17 protein-coding genes and 1 pseudogene are annotated in these 20392 nt (G+C 61.3%); 10 read left to right on the top strand and 8 right to left on the bottom strand.

Annotated features, from left to right (window positions below):
- From GIW04_RS14590 to GIW04_RS14580, 3 genes and pseudogenes are all read right to left on the bottom strand, one after another.
- Positions 1-352, bottom strand: a pseudogene (locus GIW04_RS14590) (ABC transporter permease); the annotation flags it as partial.
- A gap of 3 nt (positions 353-355) precedes the next feature.
- Positions 356-1306: an ABC transporter permease gene (locus tag GIW04_RS14585; RefSeq protein ID WP_003191116.1), complete on the bottom strand. Its 951-nt coding sequence runs from the start codon at positions 1304-1306 to the stop codon at positions 356-358.
- Positions 1303-2916, bottom strand: a complete 1614-nt coding sequence (locus GIW04_RS14580) for an ABC transporter substrate-binding protein (RefSeq protein ID WP_034135663.1) — start codon at positions 2914-2916, stop codon at positions 1303-1305. Before GIW04_RS14580 ends, GIW04_RS14585 begins: the two co-directional genes overlap by 4 nt.
- Positions 2917-3414: 498 nt before the next feature.
- Between GIW04_RS14580 and GIW04_RS14575 the strand changes: the two genes are divergently transcribed.
- The 10 genes from GIW04_RS14575 to GIW04_RS14530 all read left to right on the top strand — a co-directional run bounded on the left by GIW04_RS14575 (position 3415) and on the right by GIW04_RS14530 (position 15174).
- Positions 3415-5223 carry an ABC transporter ATP-binding protein gene (locus tag GIW04_RS14575; protein ID WP_236269964.1) on the top strand — a complete coding sequence of 603 codons (1809 nt, stop codon included), beginning with the start codon at positions 3415-3417 and terminating at the stop codon, positions 5221-5223.
- 117 nt (positions 5224-5340) lie between these two features.
- The gene (locus GIW04_RS14570) at positions 5341-6288 is read left to right on the top strand and encodes an AraC family transcriptional regulator (protein WP_003191119.1); all 948 of its coding nucleotides are present in this window, start codon (positions 5341-5343) and stop codon (positions 6286-6288) included.
- Between the two features lie 107 nt (positions 6289-6395).
- The gene (locus tag GIW04_RS14565) at positions 6396-7772 is read left to right on the top strand and encodes a Rieske 2Fe-2S domain-containing protein (protein WP_003191120.1); all 1377 of its coding nucleotides are present in this window, start codon (positions 6396-6398) and stop codon (positions 7770-7772) included.
- Entirely contained in the window at positions 7769-8257 is a 489-nt protein-coding gene (benB, locus tag GIW04_RS14560) for a benzoate 1,2-dioxygenase small subunit (protein WP_034135573.1), read from the top strand. Before GIW04_RS14565 ends, benB begins: the two co-directional genes overlap by 4 nt.
- 10 nt (positions 8258-8267) lie before the next feature.
- Entirely contained in the window at positions 8268-9290 is a 1023-nt protein-coding gene (benC, locus tag GIW04_RS14555; RefSeq protein WP_034135574.1) for a benzoate 1,2-dioxygenase electron transfer component BenC, read from the top strand.
- A 10-nt stretch (positions 9291-9300) separates the two neighbouring features.
- Positions 9301-10062, top strand: coding sequence for a 1,6-dihydroxycyclohexa-2,4-diene-1-carboxylate dehydrogenase (locus GIW04_RS14550; protein ID WP_057709965.1), 762 nt, complete (start codon positions 9301-9303; stop codon positions 10060-10062).
- A 660-nt stretch (positions 10063-10722) separates the two neighbouring features.
- A complete protein-coding gene (fae, locus tag GIW04_RS14545) occupies positions 10723-11235 on the top strand; it encodes a formaldehyde-activating enzyme (RefSeq protein ID WP_034135576.1) in 513 nt (170 codons plus the stop codon).
- A gap of 10 nt (positions 11236-11245) precedes the next feature.
- Positions 11246-12280, top strand: a complete 1035-nt coding sequence (locus GIW04_RS14540; protein WP_034135577.1) for an aldo/keto reductase — start codon at positions 11246-11248, stop codon at positions 12278-12280.
- Entirely contained in the window at positions 12277-13710 is a 1434-nt protein-coding gene (locus GIW04_RS14535; RefSeq protein WP_120248012.1) for an NAD-dependent succinate-semialdehyde dehydrogenase, read from the top strand. The genes GIW04_RS14540 and GIW04_RS14535 overlap by 4 nt, the downstream gene beginning before the upstream one ends.
- Before the next feature lie 99 nt (positions 13711-13809).
- Positions 13810-15174 carry an MFS transporter gene (locus GIW04_RS14530; protein ID WP_034135579.1) on the top strand — a complete coding sequence of 455 codons (1365 nt, stop codon included), beginning with the start codon at positions 13810-13812 and terminating at the stop codon, positions 15172-15174.
- A gap of 125 nt (positions 15175-15299) precedes the next feature.
- On the opposite strand, the gene GIW04_RS14525 is transcribed toward GIW04_RS14530, so the two are convergent.
- From GIW04_RS14525 to GIW04_RS14505, 5 genes are all read right to left on the bottom strand, one after another.
- Complete coding sequence (locus GIW04_RS14525) at positions 15300-16175, bottom strand: LysR substrate-binding domain-containing protein (protein ID WP_120248013.1); 876 nt, start codon at positions 16173-16175, stop codon at positions 15300-15302.
- A gap of 226 nt (positions 16176-16401) precedes the next feature.
- On the bottom strand, positions 16402-17508 hold the full coding sequence (locus tag GIW04_RS14520) for a hypothetical protein (RefSeq protein ID WP_232964734.1): 1107 nt from the start codon (positions 17506-17508) through the stop codon (positions 16402-16404).
- Positions 17509-17669: 161 nt separating this feature from the next.
- On the bottom strand, positions 17670-19316 hold the full coding sequence (locus tag GIW04_RS14515; protein WP_034135582.1) for a dipeptide ABC transporter ATP-binding protein: 1647 nt from the start codon (positions 19314-19316) through the stop codon (positions 17670-17672).
- Between the two features lie 2 nt (positions 19317-19318).
- The gene (locus tag GIW04_RS14510) at positions 19319-20155 is read right to left on the bottom strand and encodes an ABC transporter permease (RefSeq protein ID WP_034135583.1); all 837 of its coding nucleotides are present in this window, start codon (positions 20153-20155) and stop codon (positions 19319-19321) included.
- The coding region (locus tag GIW04_RS14505; RefSeq protein ID WP_236479023.1) for an ABC transporter permease subunit at positions 20152-20392 on the bottom strand (241 nt) is incomplete at its 5' end. The genes GIW04_RS14505 and GIW04_RS14510, both read right to left, overlap by 4 nt.

Here is a 20392-nt window from a genome sequence, read left to right as displayed (position 1 = left end):
GCCCGAGCCCGCCCAACAACGCGATCCCCACCGCCAGAAAGGCCGCCAGCACCGACAGGCTGGAGCCGTAGACCATCCGGGTGTATAGGTCGCGGCCCAACTCGTCGGTGCCGAACCAGTGGGTCAGGTTCGGCGCCGTGAGCTTGACCGCAGGTGCGGTGGCATAAGGGTCGAAGCTGGTCAACCACTGCGGCGCCACGGCGGCGAGCAGTGAAAACAACACAATCAACACCGCCAGGCTAAAGCCCGGTCGCCGCAGCAAGGGCATGACCGCCGCCGTGGCACGTTGTCGGCGGGTGCGGCGTTGCCAGAGTGGGGGCGTAAGGCCGAGGTTTTGCTCAAGGATCGTCATGGTCTAGGACACCTTTGGCGTGTGGGAAATGCGCGGGTCGAGCCACGGGTACAGCAAATCCACCAGCAGGTTGACCAGCACAAAGGCTGCCGCCGACACCGCGACAATCGCCAGCACCACCGGGATGTCCTGGCGCAGCACAGCCTCCTGGGCCAGGCGGCCGATGCCGGAGCGGGCGAAGATGGTTTCCACCAGCACCGCACCGGACACCGTGTTGCCCACCTGCAGGCCGATCAGGGTGAGAATCGGCAGCGCCGCGTTGCGAAACCCATGGCGCGCCTGCACCTGGCCACGGCTCAGGCCCTTGGCGTAGGCGGTGACGATATACGACTCCTGCCACACTCCCTGGAAGCTGCGCTGCAGCACTTGGGCATACACCGCCGCACTTGGAATCGCCAGGGTGATCGCAGGCAGCACCAGGCTTTCAAAGCCCCGGCTGCCGGTGGCGGGGAACCAGCCGAGGCCGAAGGCAAACACCTGTATCAGCAACAGGCCCATCCAGAACACCGGCACCGAAAACCCCAGGGAAGGCAGGCGCGCCAAGGCTTTTTTCAGCGGTTGCCAGCGAATGTAGGCGGTCAGGTAGGCCAGGCCGATGCCGCCGACCAACGACAACACAATCGCCAGGCCGGCCAAGGACAGGGTTTGCGGCAGGCGCTCGGCGAGTAACTCGGATACCGGGCGGTTCAGCGACAGGGACTGGCCGAAGTCGCCGTGCAAGGCGCCCAGCAGCAGGTCGACATATTGCTCGAACAGGCCCTTGTCCAGGCCATAATAGGCCCGCGCCTTGGCCAGGTCGGCCACCGACAGTGAATCGGCCTCCATGCCCGAAGCACTGAGCATGATCGACAGCGTGTCGCCCGGCAGCAGATAGAGGATCAAGTAGGTGATGCTATAGGCCCCCCACAACACCAGCAGGGCCTGGCCGACGCGTGCGATCAGGTAGCGGCTCATGGTGTGCCGATCTCGATATCACCCAGCAGCGCGAAGCCCTCGGCAGTCCAGCGAAAGTTCTTCACCTTCGGCGACGTTGCCGCCTGCCACACGCGCTCGTACACCGGGAACGCCGAGCTTTCGTCGATCAGAAGGTCCTGCAGGTCGCCATAGGCGGCGGCACGCTGTGCGCCTTGGGTGGCCGTAATGCCGGCATCGAACAAGCCCTTGGCTTTTTCCAGGGTGGCCGGTTCGTAGGTGTTAGTGGCCACGGTGGAACTGTTGGCGCTACGCGGGTCGAGGATGGTTTGCAGGATGATCGGGTCAGCGCGAGTCATGTAGTTGATGGTCAGGTCGTAGTTGCCGGCGGAGTTGTTGGCCACCCATTCGGCGCGGGTCACCACGCTGAGCTTCAGTTCGATGCCGACCTTGCGCAGTTGGTCCTGGATCAGCACGTCACCCGCGGTTTCGGCCGGGCTGATGTTGTAGCTCAGGCTCAGACGCTTGCCGTTTTTGCTGCGGTAACCGTCCGCGCCCTTGGCCCAGCCGGCTTGATCCAACAGTTTTTCGGCAGCTGCCGGGTCGTAGCCGAGCTTGCTGCCCTGGCTTTTGAAGTAAGGCGTGGTCACGTCAAAGATGCCATCCACCACTGGGAACTCGGCGTTATATACGGTGCTGGCGTAGCTCTTGCGGTCGATGGACTTCTGCACGGCCAGGCGCACTTGTTGATCGGCGAGGATGCGCTCGCCACGGGTGTTGGGGTACAGATTCAGCGCCGGGCCCGGTAGCGAGCGGCTCTGGATGGTCGCGCCCTTGGACTGGAACAGCTTGAGGTCGACCTCCGAAAACGGGTTGCGTGGCCACAGGATGTCGGCCTTGCCCTGCAAGAACAGGCCGTTGCGCACGCTCTCTTCGGGGATGTAGCTGATGTCGACGGCGTCCAGGTGTGCCTCACCCGGATTCTTCATATTCGCCGAGGGCCACGCGTAACCCTTGCGTTTTGTCAGGCGCGCGCCGACTTCCGGGGTATAGCTGGCCAGCACAAACGGCCCGGTACCGATGATCTTGCCCAGAGAGCGTTCCTTGACCGTGAGTGCATAGGACGCGGGCGCAAGGATTGCCAAGTTGGTGGTAGAAGTGGCTTGTAAAAAGCCCGCGTTGGGTTTAGCCAGTACCAGCTTGACGGTGAAGTCGTCGACCACTTCGGCGTGGTCATAACCTGCCAGGTAGGTGGCGCCGAAGGTCGCTGGCAGTTGGGTGGCCAGTGCCTTGTCGCTGTCGAACGCGGTTTTTACCGCGTTTGCGTCGAAGCGCTCGCCGTTGCTGAACGTCACGTTGTCGCGCAAGTGAAAGGTGTAGGTCAGCGCGTCGTCACTGATCTCCCAGCTCTTGGCCAGCCAGGGGATGATCTTGCCGGTTGCCGGGTCCTGGTCGGTGAGCGACTCGGCGACATTGCGCAGCAGCACGCGGTGTTCCAGCCAGTACACCTGGAATGGGTCGACGCTGACCAGGGTGGTGTTGTCGCCAAAAAATGCAATGTTCAGGGTTTTGTTCGCTTGCGCCTGGTCACCCGAAGGTGAGCAGGCGGCCAGGCTGATCGCCAGGGCGCAGGGGGCCAGCAGACGGCTCATCAAGTTGGAGGTGTTCAATGGGGTGCCCTCGTTTGGCGATGTGAATCAGAAGTCGTAGGCCAGCTTGGTGTAGTCGCGGTCCTTGAGGTTGTTCAGCGGGTAGTAGCCGTCAGGAAACACCTCCGGCACCGCCGCGCGGCCGGTGGGCGGGTACCGCCGCCAGCAGCGAACTGGTCAACAGCGACAGGTGGAATTTTTTCAGCGGGGCGGGATGAGAAATATCGGGCATATCGAGAGAGATCCATGTCGGGGGTACGTCCTCCGCCAGGCATGGGGTCGGTCTGTGAAGTGAAGATATCTCTATAAAAAACTGCGGGGAAAGTCTTTTTTAGAATAAGCTAATTATTAGATATTGTTATCTTGTGGCTTTATAAGATCACCTATTTTTATTACCCGGCTGGCGCGGCGTGTCGGCTCGCCGTTGGATGTGCGCGACGTCATCGCCTGTCATAATCCACCCGTCTCCCCCCTAAATCCCACACGGAGTCCATGCCATTGATGGTGCTGTTCAATCGATTGAGCGCGTTTTCCATCCAGGCGCGCAGGGCACTGAAGCTGGTCTGGGGGACGTCGCGCCCCTTATTCATAGGCCTGCTGCTGGCCACCATCGTTGCAGGTCTGTTGCCTGCGCTGGCTGCCTGGATCGGCCAGCGTATTGTCGATGGCGTGGTGCATGCGATGCAGATTCATGCAGCCGGCAGCCAGGCACCCGTGTGGCCAGTGATGCAATACGTGCTGGCCGAGGCGGGCGTGTTGGGGCTGCTGGCCGCCGCTCAGCGTGCGTTGTCAATGCAGCAATCGTTGCTGCGGGTGCAGTTGGGGGTGAAGGTCAACCTGATGATTCTGGAGAAGGCCCAGACCCTCTCGCTCACGCAATTTGAAGACGCCGAGTTCCACGACAAGCTGGTGCGCGTGCGCCAGGGCGCGTCGACACGGCCGCTGAGCCTGGTCACCAAGGGCCTGGGGTTGGTGCAGAACCTGATCTCGCTGGTCAGCTTTGCCGTGTTGTTAGTGCACTTTTCGCCGTGGGCGCTGGTGATTCTGGTGGTCGGCGCCTTACCGGTTTTCTTCGCCGAGACGCATTTCTCGGGCAATGCGTTTCGCCTGTTCCACCGGCGTGCGCCGGAGACCCGTCAGCAGAATTACCTGGAATCGCTGCTGTCCCACGAGACCCATGCCAAAGAGGTCAAGCTGTTCGGCCTGGCGCCGCTGTTCCTCAAGCGCTACCGCGACAACGCCCGACGCTTGTACGCCGAAGACCGCCAGTTGACGGTGCGCCGGGATGCCTGGGGCTTTGCCCTGGGCCTGCTGGGCACCGCGGCGTTTTATGTGGCTTACGCCTGGGTGGTGCTGGACACCGTGCGCGGCCAGACCAGCCTGGGGCAGATGACCATGTACATCGTGCTGTTCAAGCAGGGGCAAAGCGCGATCACCGCCAGCCTCAGCGCGATTGCCGGCCTGTATGACGACAGTCTGTTTCTCTCAGACCTTTATGAGTACCTGCTAACCCCAGTGGTCGTGCCGAGTGGCCGGCTTACCCAGGGCGCGCGTCCCGGCGACGGTCTGCGTTGCGAGCACGTGGGGTTCAGTTACCCCGGCGCTGAGGGGCCGGCATTGACTGACATCAACCTGCACTTGGCGCCGGGGCAAAGCCTGGCCCTGGTGGGCGAGAATGGCTCGGGCAAAACCAGCCTGATCAAACTGCTCACGCGCCTGTATACCCCGCACGAGGGGCGTATTCTGCTGGATGGCAGCGACTTGCAAGACTGGGATGAACAGACACTGCGCCAGCGCATTGGGGTGATTTTCCAGGATTACATCCGCTACCAGATGACCGTCGGCGAGAACCTTGGCGTGGGTGACGTCGATGCGCTGAACGACGAGGCGCGTTTGCGCAAGGCTGCAACCCAGGGGGTGGCCGCCGGGTTCATCGAACGCCTGAGCAAGACCTACGGCACACCGTTAGGGCGCTGGCTTGGCGGCCAGGAGTTGTCGGGTGGGCAATGGCAGAAGGTTGGGTTGTCACGCGCATATATGCGCCAGGAGGCGGATCTGCTGATTCTTGACGAGCCGACGGCGGCGCTGGACGCCGGCGCCGAGGCGGCGGTGTTCGAGCACTTTCGCGAACACGCCAAGGGCCGCATGACGTTGTTGATTTCCCATCGATTCTCCAGCGTGCGCAATGCCGACCACATCATCGTGCTGGACGGCGGGCGAATCCTGGAGGAGGGCAGTCATCACCAACTGATGGCGGCGGGTGGACGCTATGCCGAGTTGTTCGATGTTCAGGCGCGGGGGTATCGCTAGGTCCCGAGCGCCACGCCCGACGATACCTCCAGGGTATCCCTCCAGACTTTATCCATATTGGACGCCCCCCTACCCAAGCGTCAGCCTGAGCCCAATAACGATAAAAGAGTCGCGACCATGACCGTGCTATTGAGTGAGCGCAGCCAGATTTTCCAGGGCGCCGATGCCTACGCGGTGTCGGACTACGTCAACCAGCATGTGGGCAGCCACTGCATTCGCCTGCCTCCCAGGGGCCAGCCCCGGGCAAGTATCAGCCATCGCACCTTCGCCAGCCTGGACCTGTGCCGCATCAGCTACGGCGCACCGGTGCGGGTCACGTCGGTGGCGCTGGAGACCATCTACCACCTGCAGATCCTCTTGAGCGGGCATTGCCGCTCCAACTCCCGTGGCGAGGATGATGTGTTCGGGCCGGGGGAAATCCTGCTGATCAATCCGGACGACCCGGTAGACCTGACCTATTCCGCCGACTGCGAAAAATTCATCATCAAACTGCCGGTGCGCCTGCTGGAAAACGCCTGCCTGGAGCAGCACTGGAGCCTGCCGCGGGCGGGGGTCCGCTTCACGACGGCCCGCCACGCGCTCAGTGAAATGGGCGGCTTCCTGCCGTTGCTCGGGTTGATCTGCCATGAGGCGGAAAACGCTGCCGAGCCCCACATGCAAGGCCTGTACGAACGCATCGTGGCCAACAAGCTGCTGGCATTGCTGGGCAGCAATGTGTCGCGGGTGCCCCCCCGGGCTGCCCACGGCGGTGGGTTTGAAGCGGTGCACGAATTTATCCAGCAGCACCTGGGCGATGACATCAGCGTCGAGCAGTTGATGGCCGTGGCCAACGTCAGTGAACGTTCGCTGTACAGCCTGTTTGAGCGCCAGGTGGGGCTGTCGCCGCGCGATTACGTACGCCGCTGCAAGCTCGAACGCGTACATGCACGCTTGCAACTAAGCAGCACGCGCAGCGTGACCGAGGTGGCTTTGGACCATGGGTTCATGCACCTGGGGCGGTTTTCCGAAGCCTATCGCAAACGCTTCGGCGAACTGCCGTCGCAGACCTGGAAACGCCATCGTTAAGCGACGTGCGCCTGGCGGATAGCGATGTGCAGGCAGCGGATATTGACGGGCAGGGCGAGCACGTACGGTGAGGGCGCCTGATACAAGAACAACGGAGGGCCCGCCCCATGATCAGTACACTCGACCGACTCGCCTGCCAATTGCGCGAGTCCGTACAGGAAGACCCCGCCACTGGGGTGTTCCGCTGCCGCCGCGACATCTTCACCGACCCCGACCTGTTTGCCCTGGAGATGAAACACATCTTCGAAGGCGGCTGGATCTACCTGGCCCATGAAAGCCAGGTGCCGCAGATCAACGATTACTTCACCACCTGGATCGGCCGCCAGCCGGTGGTCATCACCCGTGACAAGCACGGCGCGCTGCATGGCCTGGTCAACGCCTGCGCGCATCGCGGCGCCATGTTGTGCCGGCGCAAACAAGGCAACAAGGGCTCATTCACTTGCCCCTTCCATGGCTGGACGTTCAGCAACGCCGGCAAGCTGCTCAAGGTAAAGGACGCAAAGACCGGCGCCTACCCGGACAGCTTCGACTGCGACGGCTCCCATGACCTCAAGCGCCTGGCGCGCTTTGAAAACTACCGCGGTTTCCTGTTCGCCAGCCTCAGCGATGCGGTGCCGGAACTCAGCGATTACTTGGGTGAAACCCGCGTCATCATCGACCAGATGGTCGACCAGGCCCCTTTGGGCCTGGAGGTGCTGCGCGGCAGCTCTTCCTATGTCTATGACGGCAACTGGAAGCTGCAAATCGAAAACGGCGCCGACGGTTACCACGTCAGCTCCGTGCACTGGAACTACTCGGCGACCATGGGCCGGCGCAACTACGACGCCGAAGGCACGCGCACCGTCGACGCCAATGGCTGGTCGAAAAGCCTGGGCGGCGTCTACGCCTTCGACCACGGGCATATCCTGCTGTGGACGCGCCTGCTTAACCCCCAAGTGCGCCCGGTGCACGCTCACCGCGAGGCCTTGGCCGAACGCCTGGGCCAAGCGCGCGCCGACTTTATCGTCGACCAGACCCGCAACCTCTGTCTCTACCCCAATGTGTACCTGATGGACCAGTTCTCGACCCAGATCCGCGTGGTGCGGCCCCTCGCCGTGGATAAAACCGAAGTGACAATCTATTGCATGGCGCCCATCGGCGAAAGCGCCCAGGAGCGCGCTACGCGGATTCGCCAGTACGAAGACTTCTTCAATGTCAGCGGCATGGGCACCCCGGATGACCTCGAGGAGTTCCGCGCCTGCCAGACCGGTTACCAGGGCGCGAGCACCCTGTGGAATGACTTGAGCCGTGGCGCCAAGCAGTGGGTCGAGGGTGCGGACGAAAATGCCTTGGCCATGGGTATGCAACCGCAGCTCAGCGGGGTCAAGACCGAGGACGAGGGCTTGTTTGTGCGCCAGCATGCGCACTGGGCCCAAAGCCTGCAGCGTGCAATCGAGCGCGAACAGCAAGGGCTGATAGCCAGCGACTGTGAGGTGCTGCCATGAGCCTTGCCCGGGACCACCTGCTGGATTTTCTTTACCGTGAAGCGCGCCTGCTCGACGACCGCCAATGGGATGACTGGCTGGCCTGCTATTCGCCCAAGGCCGAGTTCTGGATGCCAGCCTGGGACGATCACGACACTCTCACCGAAGACCCGCAGCGCGAAATCTCGCTGATCTACTACCCCAACCGTGACGGCCTGGAAGACCGCATCTTTCGCATCAAGACTGAGCGCTCCAGCGCCAGCACGCCCGAGCCGCGCACCGTGCACATGCTGTGCAACCTCGAAGTGCTGGCCGACGACGGCGCGCAGGTGGACCTGCGTTTCAACTGGCACACCCTCAGCCACCGCTACAAAACCACCGACAGTTATTTCGGTACCTCCTTCTATCGCCTCGACATCCGTGCCGAGCAGCCGCTGATAACGCGCAAGAAGGTGGTGCTGAAAAACGATTACATCCACCAGGTCATCGACATCTACCATATCTGAGGACACCGCCATGACGTATGCCATCGCCTTGAACTTCGAGGATGGAGTGACCCGCTTCATCGACTGCAAGGTGGGAGAAAAGGTGCTCGATGCGGCCTTCCGCCAACGCATCAACCTGCCCATGGACTGCTCGGACGGCGTGTGCGGCACCTGCAAATGCCGCTGTGAAACCGGCGCCTACGACCTGGGCGACGACTTTATCGACGACGCCCTGAGCGCCGACGAAGCGCAGGCGCGCCGGGTGCTGACCTGCCAAATGGTGCCGCAGTCCGACTGCGTGATCGCCGTGCCGGTGCCGTCCAGCGCCTGCAAGACCGGCACCACGCACTTTGCCGCGACGCTGGCCGGCATCACCCGACATGCCGATGCGGCGCTGGAGGTGAGTTTCGAACTGGACCAGGCGCCGGTATTCCTGCCCGGCCAGTACGTGAATATCAGCGTGCCCGACAGTGGGCAGACTCGTGCTTACTCCTTCAGCAGTCGCCCGGGCGACCCGCGCGCCAGCTTCCTGATCAAGCACGTGCCCGGCGGGTTGATGAGCGGTTGGCTCGAGCGCGCCCAGCCGGGCGACAGCGTGGCGATCACCGGCCCACTGGGGAGTTTCTACCTGCGTGAGGTGGCGCGGCCGCTGCTGTTACTGGCCGGTGGTACCGGCCTGGCGCCGTTCCTGTCGATGCTTGAAGTGCTCGCGCAGCGCCAGGAAACCCGCCCGATCCGGTTGATCTACGGCGTAACGCGGGATCAGGACCTGGTGATGATTGAAGCGTTGCAGGCTTTTACCGCGCGTTTGCCCGACTTCAACCTGGTGACCTGCGTGGCTGATCCGCACACCACTCACCCGCGCCAGGGCTATGTGACCCAGCACATGGCTGACGAAGCCCTCAATGGTGGCGATGTCGACGTGTACCTGTGCGGCCCGCCGCCGATGGTCGATGCGGTGCGCGAGCACTTCAAGCAGCAAAGCGTGACCCCGGCCAGCTTCCATTACGAGAAATTCACCCCTAACGCCGTCGCCACGTGCGATGCCGCCTGAGGACTGCCGCATGACTCAACGGTTTAACAACAAGGTCGCGCTGGTTACCGGCGCTGCGCAAGGCATCGGCCGACGTGTCGCCGAACGCTTGCTGGAGGAGGGGGCCTGGCTGGTCGCGGTGGATCGCTCCGAGCTCGTGCATGAATTGCAGCATGAGCGAGCGCTACTGCTGACCGCCGACTTGGAACAATACAGCGAGTGCGCACGGGTAATGGCCGCCGCCACGGCGCGTTTCGGGCGCATAGACGTGCTGGTCAATAACGTCGGCGGGACCATCTGGGCCAAGCCTTTTGAGCATTATGCCGAGGCTGAAATCGAGGCCGAAGTGCGCCGCTCGCTGTTCCCTACGTTGTGGTGCTGCCATTGCGTGCTGCCCTATATGCTGGAGCAGGGCGCGGGCGCGATCGTCAACGTGTCTTCCGTGGCTACGCGCGGGGTCAATCGCGTGCCCTATGGCGCAGCCAAGGGCGGCGTGAATGCCTTGACGGCCTGCCTGGCCCTGGAGACTGCAGGCAGCGGGATTCGCGTCAACGCCACCGCGCCCGGCGGCACCGAGGCACCGCCACGGCGCATCCCGCGTAACAGCCACCCGCAGAGCGAGCAAGAGCGTGTGTGGTACCAGCAGATCGTCGACCAGACCCTCGAGAGCAGCTCGATGAAACGCTACGGCAGCATCGACGAACAAGCTGGCGCAATTCTGTTCCTGGCCTGCGACGAGGCCTCCTACATCACCGGCGTGACCTTGCCGGTGGGCGGCGGCGACCTCGGCTAAGGCGTTTTCCATCAGATGACATGGACTTTCCTTTTCAAACCATTCGAGGCATGCAGTGAGTTGGGCGCTTGCTTACGTGGGCCCTCAGGCTGGGGGCATCCTTTTCAAAACCCCCAAAGCATGCCCTCAGATGTGCCCCCAATGTAGCAATCCACTGGAAGTGAATGGCGCTCCATGGTTTGTGGAAAGGCAGAAATGATCAGCCGAATAGCCTGCCCGACGAAACCTAAAGACTCTCAGGGTCGCCGAAAAACATTTTGACTAGGCTCTAGCGCAGTGATTCAAGGTCGGCCGAGTTGAAATTTGCCCCCAATTTTGCCCCCTGACGCACACCATAAATGCGAAATCGCGTTTTACCATGCAGGGCTGGTTGGCGAACAATTTGTCTTCCAGTTCCGCGCGGGATTTTTTCTGGGTATGAGGAGAACTCATACCCCCATGACTTTTAATGGTTACGGCCCCTCCGGCCCCCGATGTTAAAAAATCGCAAACACAGCTCACCAATAACAAAAAGAGCGTTTGCAATCATGACTAAGCCCCACTGCCGCGTCTCCGCCAGCCTCGTGTTGCGCTCTTCATACCCTGATGTTTGCCACGCGATCTTCAAGATCCGCGTGCGCTTCTGATCATCCAAAATAAATCCAAAAAGAGTAACGACTCATGAAAGAACTCGACCTGTATATCGGTGAAGGTTTCGAAGGTCCTGGCGTGAATGCCGCACACATCAACATCCTGATCGGCCCGCGCAACGGGCCGGCGGGGCAGGCGTTTGCCAACAGCTTGGCGTCGCCGAGCCAGGGGCATTGTCCTTTTATGGTGATCGCCCAACCGAACATTCCGGTCAAGCCGATGACGCTCTACGTCAACAAGGCCGCGATCAGCAGCGACTTGCACGGCAACGCCACCTGGGGCGCGTCCCAGGCCGGGATCGCCAAGGCTGTACTGGAAGCGCTGCTGGACGGCACCTTGCCGCCGGAAGCCGAAGACGAGTGGGCGATTGTGACGGCCAACTGGGTCAACCCGGCCTGCGATGATCTGGATGCGGTGTACCTGAATAACTACAACGCCTGCCGTACCGCGATCCGCGCCGCCCTGACCGGCAAACCGGAAACCGCGCAACTGGCGGATGTGGTCGCTCACATGAGCAACCCTTTCTACACCCCGAAAGCCTGAGGTCTTCGCCATGCAATACATCCGTTTGGGCAACTCCGGCCTGCAAGTCTCCCGCCTGTGCCTGGGCACCATGAACATGGGCACCCCGGACTGGAAACCGTGGATCTTCGATGAAAAGCAAAGCGAGCCGATCGTCGCCCATGCCCTCGACAACGGGGTGAATTTCATTGACCTGGCAGACTTCTATTCCGCAGGTGTCGGTGAAGAGGTGGTCGGGCGCATCGTTAAGCGTCTGGCCCGTCGTGAAGACTTGGTCATCACCACCAAGGTCGGCTACGGCACCCGCAACGGCATCAACGCCAGCGGTCATTCGCGCAAGCACATCATGGACAGCATCGACGCCTCGCTGAAGCGCTTGAACATGGATTACGTCGATGTGTTCATGCTGCATTACTTCGACCTGAATACCCCGGTTGAAGAAACCATGAGTGCGATGAACGACATTGTGCGCTCCGGCAAGGCTCGCTACATCGGTGTGTCGACCATGCTCACCGGGCAGTTGGCGAAGATCCTCATGGCTTGCGAACGCAACGGCTGGGTCAAGCCGATCAACATGCAGCTGCAACTGAACTGCGCCTACCGCGAAGAAGAGCGCGAGATGATTCCGTTCTGTCGTGATCAGGGTCTTGGCGTTTCGGTGTTCAGTCCGCTGGCTCGCGGCTTGCTGACCGGTGATGTGCAATCGACCCGCAACCAGACCGACTTCTTCACTCAGCAGATGTACAGCGACGAGGCCTCGTTCGAGATCGCTCATTCGGTACAGCGCGTGGCCCGCGCCCGTGGGGTATCGAACGCGCAAATCGCTCAAGCCTGGGTTGCCAATCATCCGGGCGTCGATTGCATGCTGGTCGGCGCCGACACCACCGCGCAGTTCGACAGTGCCTTGGCAGCCTTGGAAACCAGGCTCGACGCCGAAGAACTGCACGAGTTGGAACGCAACTACACCCCGTGCGACGTGATCAACGATTACACCGCCGGCAAACGCATCCTGCGCTCGGCCCGCCCGGGTCTGGAACGCTTTACCCTGACTGAGGCTGTGGCATGAGCTCGCTGATTCGTAACGGCAACTTCATCGACGGCCAATGGTCGAGCGGCGGTGCGACCTATCCGGTGTTGAACCCGGCGAATGGCGAAGTGATCGCCGACGTACAAAAGGCCGGCGCCGAAGAGACCAACCTCGCCATCGCCGCGGCGAACCGCGCGTTGCCAGCCTGGCGAAAATTGACCGCCAAAGAACGCAGCCAGCGCCTCAAGCGCTGGAGCGAACTGATGCTGAGCAACCAGAAAGACCTGGCCACTTTGCTCAGTCGCGAACAGGGCAAACCGCTCGCCGAAGCCATGGGCGAAGTGGTCTATGCCGCAAGCTTTCTGGAATGGTTCGCCGAAGAAGCCAAGCGCGCTTACGGCGACGTAATCCCGAGCCATAAGGCTGATGCGCGAATCATTGTGGTCAAGGAGGCTGTCGGCGTGGTTGCGGCGATCACCCCTTGGAAATTCCCGCTGGCAATGGTCACGCGCAAGGTCGGTCCGGCGCTGGCGGCGGGTTGCACAATCATTCTCAAACCGTCGGAGGAGACACCTTTGTCAGCCTTCGCCTTGGCGGTGCTGGCCGAGCAGGCGGGCATTCCGGCCGGCGTGTTCAACGTCATTTCAGGTGACGCCGCAGCGATTGGCGGGGCACTGCAAGCGAGCGGCATCGTGCGCAAACTGTCGTTTACCGGCTCGACCCGCACCGGCAAGCTGCTGATGCGCCAAGCGGCAGATACGCTGAAAAAAGTCTCGCTGGAATTGGGCGGCAACGCGCCGTTCATTGTGTTTGACGATGCTGATCTGGACGCCGCGGTCAAAGGCGCGATGGCCTCGAAATTCCGCAATACCGGGCAGACCTGCGTCTGCGTGAATCGTTTCTTCATCCAGGACGGCGTTTACGAAGCGTTCACCGGCAAACTCGCCGAAGCGGTCGCTGCGATGCGCGTCGGCAGTGCTCTGGACGGTGAAACCGAGCAAGGTCCGTTGATCAACGCAGCGGCGTTGGCCAAGGTTGAGTTGCACGTGAGTGACGCCTTGGAGAAGGGCGCCACGCTGTTGTGCGGCGGTCGTAGGCATGCGCTTGGCGGCACGTTCTACCAGCCGACCATTCTCACCGAAGCCACCAGCGACATGCTGATCGCCCAGGACGAAACGTTCGGCCCCGTAGCCGCGTGCTTCCGCTTCAAGGACGAAGCCGACGTATTGCAACGGGCAAATGACACGCCCTACGGATTGTCGGCGTACTTCTACAGCCGCGACATCGGCCGCGTCTGGCGCATGGCCGAAGGCCTGGAAGCCGGCATGGTCGGGATCAACGAAGGCATCATCTCCACGGAAGTCGCGCCGTTTGGCGGCATCAAGGAATCGGGCCTGGGGCGCGAAGGCTCCAGGTACGGTCTGGAAGACTACCTGGAAATCAAATACCTGTTGATGGGGGGCCTCTAGCCCCAACCCCAATCCCTGTGGGAGCGAACAAGCCAGCTCCCACAGGTACAAGCGTCATCGGTTTCATTTCTCCTTCAATAACAACAACTGGAGACGAACATGTCCGCTCAATCGATAAAGATCGATGACCTGCCCATCGGGCGCTTCCATATCAAAATTGCCGGTCTCACGTTCGGCGCGCACTTCACCGACGGCTACATCCTCGGCCTGATCGGTATCGCTTTCACACTGCTCAGCCCGCAGATGCAGCTCGATGCCTTCTGGCAGGGCCTGATCGGCGCTTCGGCACTGATTGGCCTGTTTGTCGGCAGCCTGTTCTTCGGCTGGATTTCCGATAAGGTCGGGCGGCAGAAAATCTTCCTGGTTAGTTTTGTCCTGATCACCGTTGCTTCGGTGATGCAGTTTTACGCTGAAACTGAGATGCAGCTATTCCTCTGCCGGGTGCTGATCGGCATTGGCCTGGGCGGCGACTTCAGCGTCGGCCACGCGATGCTCGCGGAGTTTTCGCCGAAAAAACACCGGGGCGTGTTGCTCGGCTCATTCAGCGTCATCTGGACTTTCGGCTACGTCGCCGCGACCTTCGTCGGCACCGCGATGCTCAGCCTCGGTGATGACGCCTGGCGCTGGATGCTGGCTTCATCGGCAATCCCGGCGGCGCTCATCCTGATCGCGCGAATCGGCACACCCGAGTCACCGCGCTGGCTGGTCAACCAGGGACGGATCGCCGAAGCACGGGCGATTGTCAAAAAACATCTGGGCGATAATGTCGAACTCGACGAAACCCGCTCCACCGAAACCCGTTCCGGCTACGCAGTGCTGTTCAGCCGCGAATACCGTAAGCGCACCGCGTTCAACTGCCTGTTCTTCGTCTGCATCGTCATGCCGTACTTCGCTATCTACACCTTCCTGCCGTCGATACTGCAGAAGATGGGCCTGGCGGAGGGCTTCGGCACCGAATTGATGCTCAACATGCTGCTGATCCTCGGCGCATTGATCGGCATCTGGTGCACAGTGAAGTTCTCGCGCCGAGGCTTCCTGATCAATTCGTTCATCATCCTAGCGGTAGCCTTGTTCCTGCTGGCGGCATTGCCGGGCAGTGCGGCGTTCTTGATGGTGCTGATGTTCGGCGTGTTCACGCTGGTGTTATCAGCAGTAAGCAACCTGGTAGGCGTGTTCCCGGCCGAGAGCTTCCCGACCGAAGTGCGGGCCAGCGGGATTGGCCTGGCAACGGCGGTGAGTCGCTTGGGCTCGGCGGTCAGCACTTTCCTGTTGCCGGTGAGTGTGGCGGGTATCGGCTTGAGCCCAACGATGGGCATCCTGGCGTCGATTCTCGCACTGGGCGCGATCATTTCCTGGGCCTGGGCTCCGGAAACCAAGTCCCTGACACTGAGCCAGGCGTGCAAGGCGCAGGGTCCGATGGAGAGCGCGGCACCCGCTGCCACAAAGATCGCAGCGCCAATCTAAAACCCAGCACACAACCAATGTGGGAGCGGGCTTGCTCGCGAAAGCAGTGTGTCAGACAGCATAATTGCCAACTGATACACCGCATTCGCGAGCAAGCCCGCTCCACACATTTGAATGTCGGTGTTTCAGCGATTGCTGACCAATCCCAACCAATCCGTAAACAACTGCACTTTCGACAGCCCCCGTTTCTCATTCGCCACATCCAGCCAATATCCGTAAGGCCCGACCACTTCCACAGCAGTGATCGGCAACAGGCTGCCATTCGCCAGTTCCTTTTCAATCATCTGTCGGTCAATCACCGCCAGTCCACCACCGGCCAGTGCCGTGTGGATCACCTGGTCCAGCGTGCTGAACTCCAGCCCTTGCGCGGCATCGACATCCTCGCGGCCCATCGCCGCCAACCAGTTCTCCCACACCTTCAAGCGTTTGCCGTCATGCAGGATGTGCAATAGCGCAAACTCCCGCAGATCCGGCGGCTGGCCATTGACGAACAACTCGGGGCTGGCCACTGCCATGTGCCGCTCCATCACCAGCAACTGACTGCTGCAATGGTTGGCCGCTTCGAGGCCGAAGCGGATGTGGCAGTCGATCTCCGCGAGGCTGTCGTTGCCGTTCTGGTGGGTCACGCTGAGACTGATGTCCGGGTAGCGCTGGCAGAACGCGCGCAAATGCGCTGATAACCAACGCGTGGCCCAGGTGGGTGGTGCGACGATGCGTAGGCGTTGGCGCAGGTTCGGCACACGCACCGCTTGAAGGGCACGTTCGACGTGGTCGAAGGCATCGCTCAATTGGGGGGAGAGGGCAAGGCCGGTTTGGGTCAGCGACAGGCCTTGGGGCGTGCGGATAAACAGGGCCACGCCGAGATAATCTTCGAGCTGCTTGATCTGACGGCTGACTGCGCCTTGGGTGACGTTCAGACACAAAGCCGCCTGGCTGAAACTGCGATGCCGCGCGACTTCTTCAAAAATGCGCAGCATGTTGAGCGAGGGCAGTTGACGCATGAAAAGGATGACTCCATACCGGCCTTCGACGCAGTAGTACGCGGGCAGGTTTATTGTTTTTGGTGAATATTCTGTACGACGTATCTGACTCCTTTCTGAGAGGCTGATGCAAGTGGTGTTTGGGTAAAGGTCTTCGCCAGTAAGCCCGCTCCCACAGGTTATGCGCTAAACCTGTGGGCGCGGGCTTGCACGCGAAGAGGCCTTCAGAAACGCCAAACAGTCCGGCTCAAAAGTAATACCCAATGTTCATGTACAGCTGATTCTCCCACTGGTTAGTCCCACCAGACGCCAGGCTTTGGGTGTAACTGCTGCCACCAATGTACGGGTCATTTTTGCCGTACAGCCATTCCGTCGCGATCCACAGTTTGCTGAAGGAAAACGAGGTCCCTAAGATCAGCCGTTGCGAGGTCTTGAACGCGTCGGCGGATTTGTCGAATGCGCTGTAGTTGGCGTACAGCTTCACACCGCTGATCTGGTCGAACAGGTATTTGCCGGCGACGTCATAGCTAAGGTCGGCGACGTACAAGTTGCCGCGACTGGCGACGTTGTAGGTGCCGTCGTACCCGCCAAGTGTGACGACTTCATCGCTGCCACGGTTACGCGGCGACATCTGTTGCCGCGCCGCTTGCAGTTGCACGCCCCATGGGCCGTTCTTGCCGAGGTAATGCACGGCCACCGCGTTGCGACGGCCATCGTTATCAGTGTCCTTGTTTTCCAGGGTCGAGGTCAGGCCCGAGAGGCCGATTTCGGATTTCCACGCGCCCAGGTCCAGAGCCTTGGCCACGCGCAGCACCACGGTATTGCGTTCCTGGTTGTCGCTCCCGTCGCCCACGTAGCTGTCGGCCCCGGACACCACGCTGGAATACGTTACCCCTTTGCTGGTGCCTTTACCTTGCCACGCCGGGCGCAGGTAGTAGCCGGCCTGTATGTTCCAGTCGCCACTTTGCTGGATGTACTTGGCGCCGACTTGTTGCACATCTTCCAAGCCGATGACGTTGCCCAGGGTTTCGTAAAAGGTGCTGCCGAAGTACGGCTGCAACCCGAACGGCACGGTATTCAGGCCCACCTGCACTTGTTGGTCGGGATTGAACTTGTAACCGACCCAGGCGAACTTGGCGAACTGGATATCGCCGTAGTTCTTGGTGTACTGGTAAGGATAGGAACGTCCGTAGAAGCGGTACTGGGCCTCGCCGATCCAGGTGTCGGAGTTGTACTTGGCGCTGAGGAACACCGTGTCCAGGCCGAACTTCTGAATGTCGCGGTCCGGGTCATAGTCCCAGCGCGCCCGAATGGCACCGCCGAGGTCAAGGTTGTCGGTAACCTGCACTGCCATGGCCGGGGCCGCGAAGGCGCCGAGCAGCGGAATGAGAGCGATGGAACGGACCGCAATCTGGGTAGTCGTGCGCACAGTGTACTCCTGGTTTTTTAGTTATCGTTGGCAACAGCAGCCCATGGCGCAGCGAACGCTGCGCCTTGGGAAAAAGGCTTGTTAACTCAGTTGGCTTGCGGTCGGATCAGCCTCAGCGCGGGCTCCGCAACAGGCACCACCGGAATCGCCGAAGCGCCGGGGGCTGCAGCCAGCAAGGTCTGGGTGTAGGCGTTTTGCGGCCGCAGCAGCACCTGTTCCGCCGTGCCGTACTCCACCACTTCGCCCTGGCGCATCACAGCGATGTAGTCACTGATTTGCGCCGCCACGCGCAGGTCGTGGGTGATGAACAAGATGCTCAGGTTGAGGCGCTGTTGCAGCTCAGCGAGCAGCTCCAGTACCTGTTTTTGCACCGAAACATCCAGCGCCGATACGCTTTCATCCGCAATCAGCACTTCCGGGCGCATCGCGAGGGCCCGGGCGATGCCGATGCGCTGACGCTGGCCGCCGGAGAACTGCCGGGGCTTGCGCTTGAGGGCGTCACGCTTGAGCCCGACCTGTTCCAGCAAATCACCGGCCTCGGTCCACGCATCCTTGGCCGACAACCCGCGCAATTGCGCGGCGCGGGCGATGATGTCGCCGACCCGGTGCCGTGGATTGAGCGAGCCGTACGGGTCCTGGAAAATCATCTGAATCCGCCGCCGATTGGCCGCCAGCGCGGAACCGCGCAATGCCAGGAAATCCGTGTCACCCACCCAGACATGGCCGCTGTCGCTTTCCACCAGCCGGATTGCGGCTTTGACCAGGGTGCTTTTGCCCGAGCCGGACTCACCCACAATCGCCAGTGTCTTGCCCCGTGGCAGTTGCAGCGAGACATCCTTGAGCGCCGGGACCAAGCGGCCGCCGACGTTGTAGGTCTTGGTCAAGTGCTCAATGCGCAACGCCAACTCACCATCGGCGCACGGCGCGTGCAACTCTGGGTGCAGGGCCGGAACAGCGGCAATCAATTTGCGGGTGTACGGGTGTCTTGGCGAGTTGAGTACTTGATCGCGTTCACCGATTTCCACCAGTACACCCCCCTCCATCACGGCGATGCGGTCAGCGATTTCCGCCACCACGCCGAAGTCGTGGGTGATGAACAGGATGCCGTGCTGACCTCGACCGCGCAGGTCGCGGACCAGTTTCAGCACTTGGGCCTGTGTGGTCACATCCAGCGCCGTCGTCGGTTCGTCGGCAATCAGCAAATCAGGGTTCATCGCCAGCGCCATGGCTATCACCACCCGTTGGCATTGGCCGCCCGAGAGTTGATGCGCGAAGCTGTTGGCAATCCGTGGTGGATCGGGCAATTGAGTCGAGTCGAGCAGGGCGAGCATACGTTCGCGGCGCTCCGTAGCGGGCATCTGCGGCGCATGAATGTCGAAGATTTCTTCGACCTGCTGACCAATGCGAATCGCCGGATTCAGCGCTGCCATGGGCTCTTGGAAAATCATCGCAATGCGGTTGCCGCGCAGCGTGCGCAGAGCGTTTTCGTCCATGCGGCAGATATCGTCGCCGAGGAAATCGATCACACCTTCACTGTGGCGCAGGCCTTTGGCGTAATCGCCCATGATCGCGGCCGAGAGCACCGATTTGCCGGAGCCGGACTCGCCGATCACGCAGAGAATTTCGCCCTTGCGTACATCCAGGCTGATACCCTTGACGGCGTGGCTACGATCGGCGCCGGCGGGCAGTTCGATGGAAAGGTTTTCCACTCTCAATACTTGTTGATGACTCATGCTCAACTCCTTGCGCCTTTTTGGGCGTGTTCGTCCAGACCGTCCGCCAACAGGCTCAGGCCCAGCATCAGGGTGGAGATGGCAATGCACGGGAAGATCACCAAGTGCGGGAAGGCGATGGCCATGCTGCGGCCTTCGTTGATCATGCCGCCCCAGTCCGGGGTCGGCGGTGGCAGGCCGAGGCCGAGGAAGCCAAGGGCGCCGATCATGATCGCGGTGTAGCCGATACGCAGGCAGAAATCGACGATCAACGGGCCGCCGCAATTGGGCAGTATTTCCACCAGCATGATCCGCAGTGATCCTTCGCCTTGGGTGATGGCGCTGAGCACGTAGTCCCGCGAGCGGATGTCGATGGTCAGTGCGCGCATGATCCGGAAGATCGCCGGAGCGCTGGTGAAGGTCACCGCAATCAGAATGTTCAGCGCCGACGCGCCGAGGGCGATGATGATCACGATGTACAACACCAGCACCGGGAACGACAACACCGTGTCGGCGACATAGGACAGCAGCGCATCGACCCAGCCATTGAAGTAGCCGGCGCACAGGCCCATGGCGATGCCCACGGCGAATGCGGTCAGTGTTGCCAGAATCGACCAGAACAACACGGTACGCGTGCCCCAGATCAGCCGCGAGAGAATGTCCCGGCCGATCATGTCGGTGCCGAGCAGAAAGTGCATCCCGTTGCCATCCGGCGTCATCGGCGTCAGCAGCGGGGTGAAGCTTTCCAACGGGTCGTGGGGCGCCAGCCACGGCGCAAACAGCGCCATCAGCACCCAGCCGCCCACCAGCAGCAAACCAAGTAACGCAAGGGGATGTTTGAACGAATTGAGGAAATTCATTGGCCACCTCCGCCAAGACTGCGCAACGTTATGCGCGGGTTGAGCCAGGTATAGGCCAGGTCAGAGAAGATTTTGGTCGCGCCGACGACGATGCCGCTGATCATTGCGCAGGCTTCGATCAGGTAGACGTCATGGTTCAGCGATGCGGTGTAGAGCAGCGAGCCGAAGCCTTTGTAGGCGAAGAACACCTCGACCACGATCACGTTCGACAGCAGCCACGGGATGTACAACATGATC

The sequence above is a fragment of the Pseudomonas sp. PA-4-8C genome (genome assembly GCF_021606625.1).
Taxonomy (GTDB): Bacteria; Pseudomonadota; Gammaproteobacteria; order Pseudomonadales; family Pseudomonadaceae; genus Aquipseudomonas; species Aquipseudomonas lactis.
Note: the sequence above shows the minus strand (reverse complement) of the source record. Positions and strands in the feature narration are given on the sequence as shown.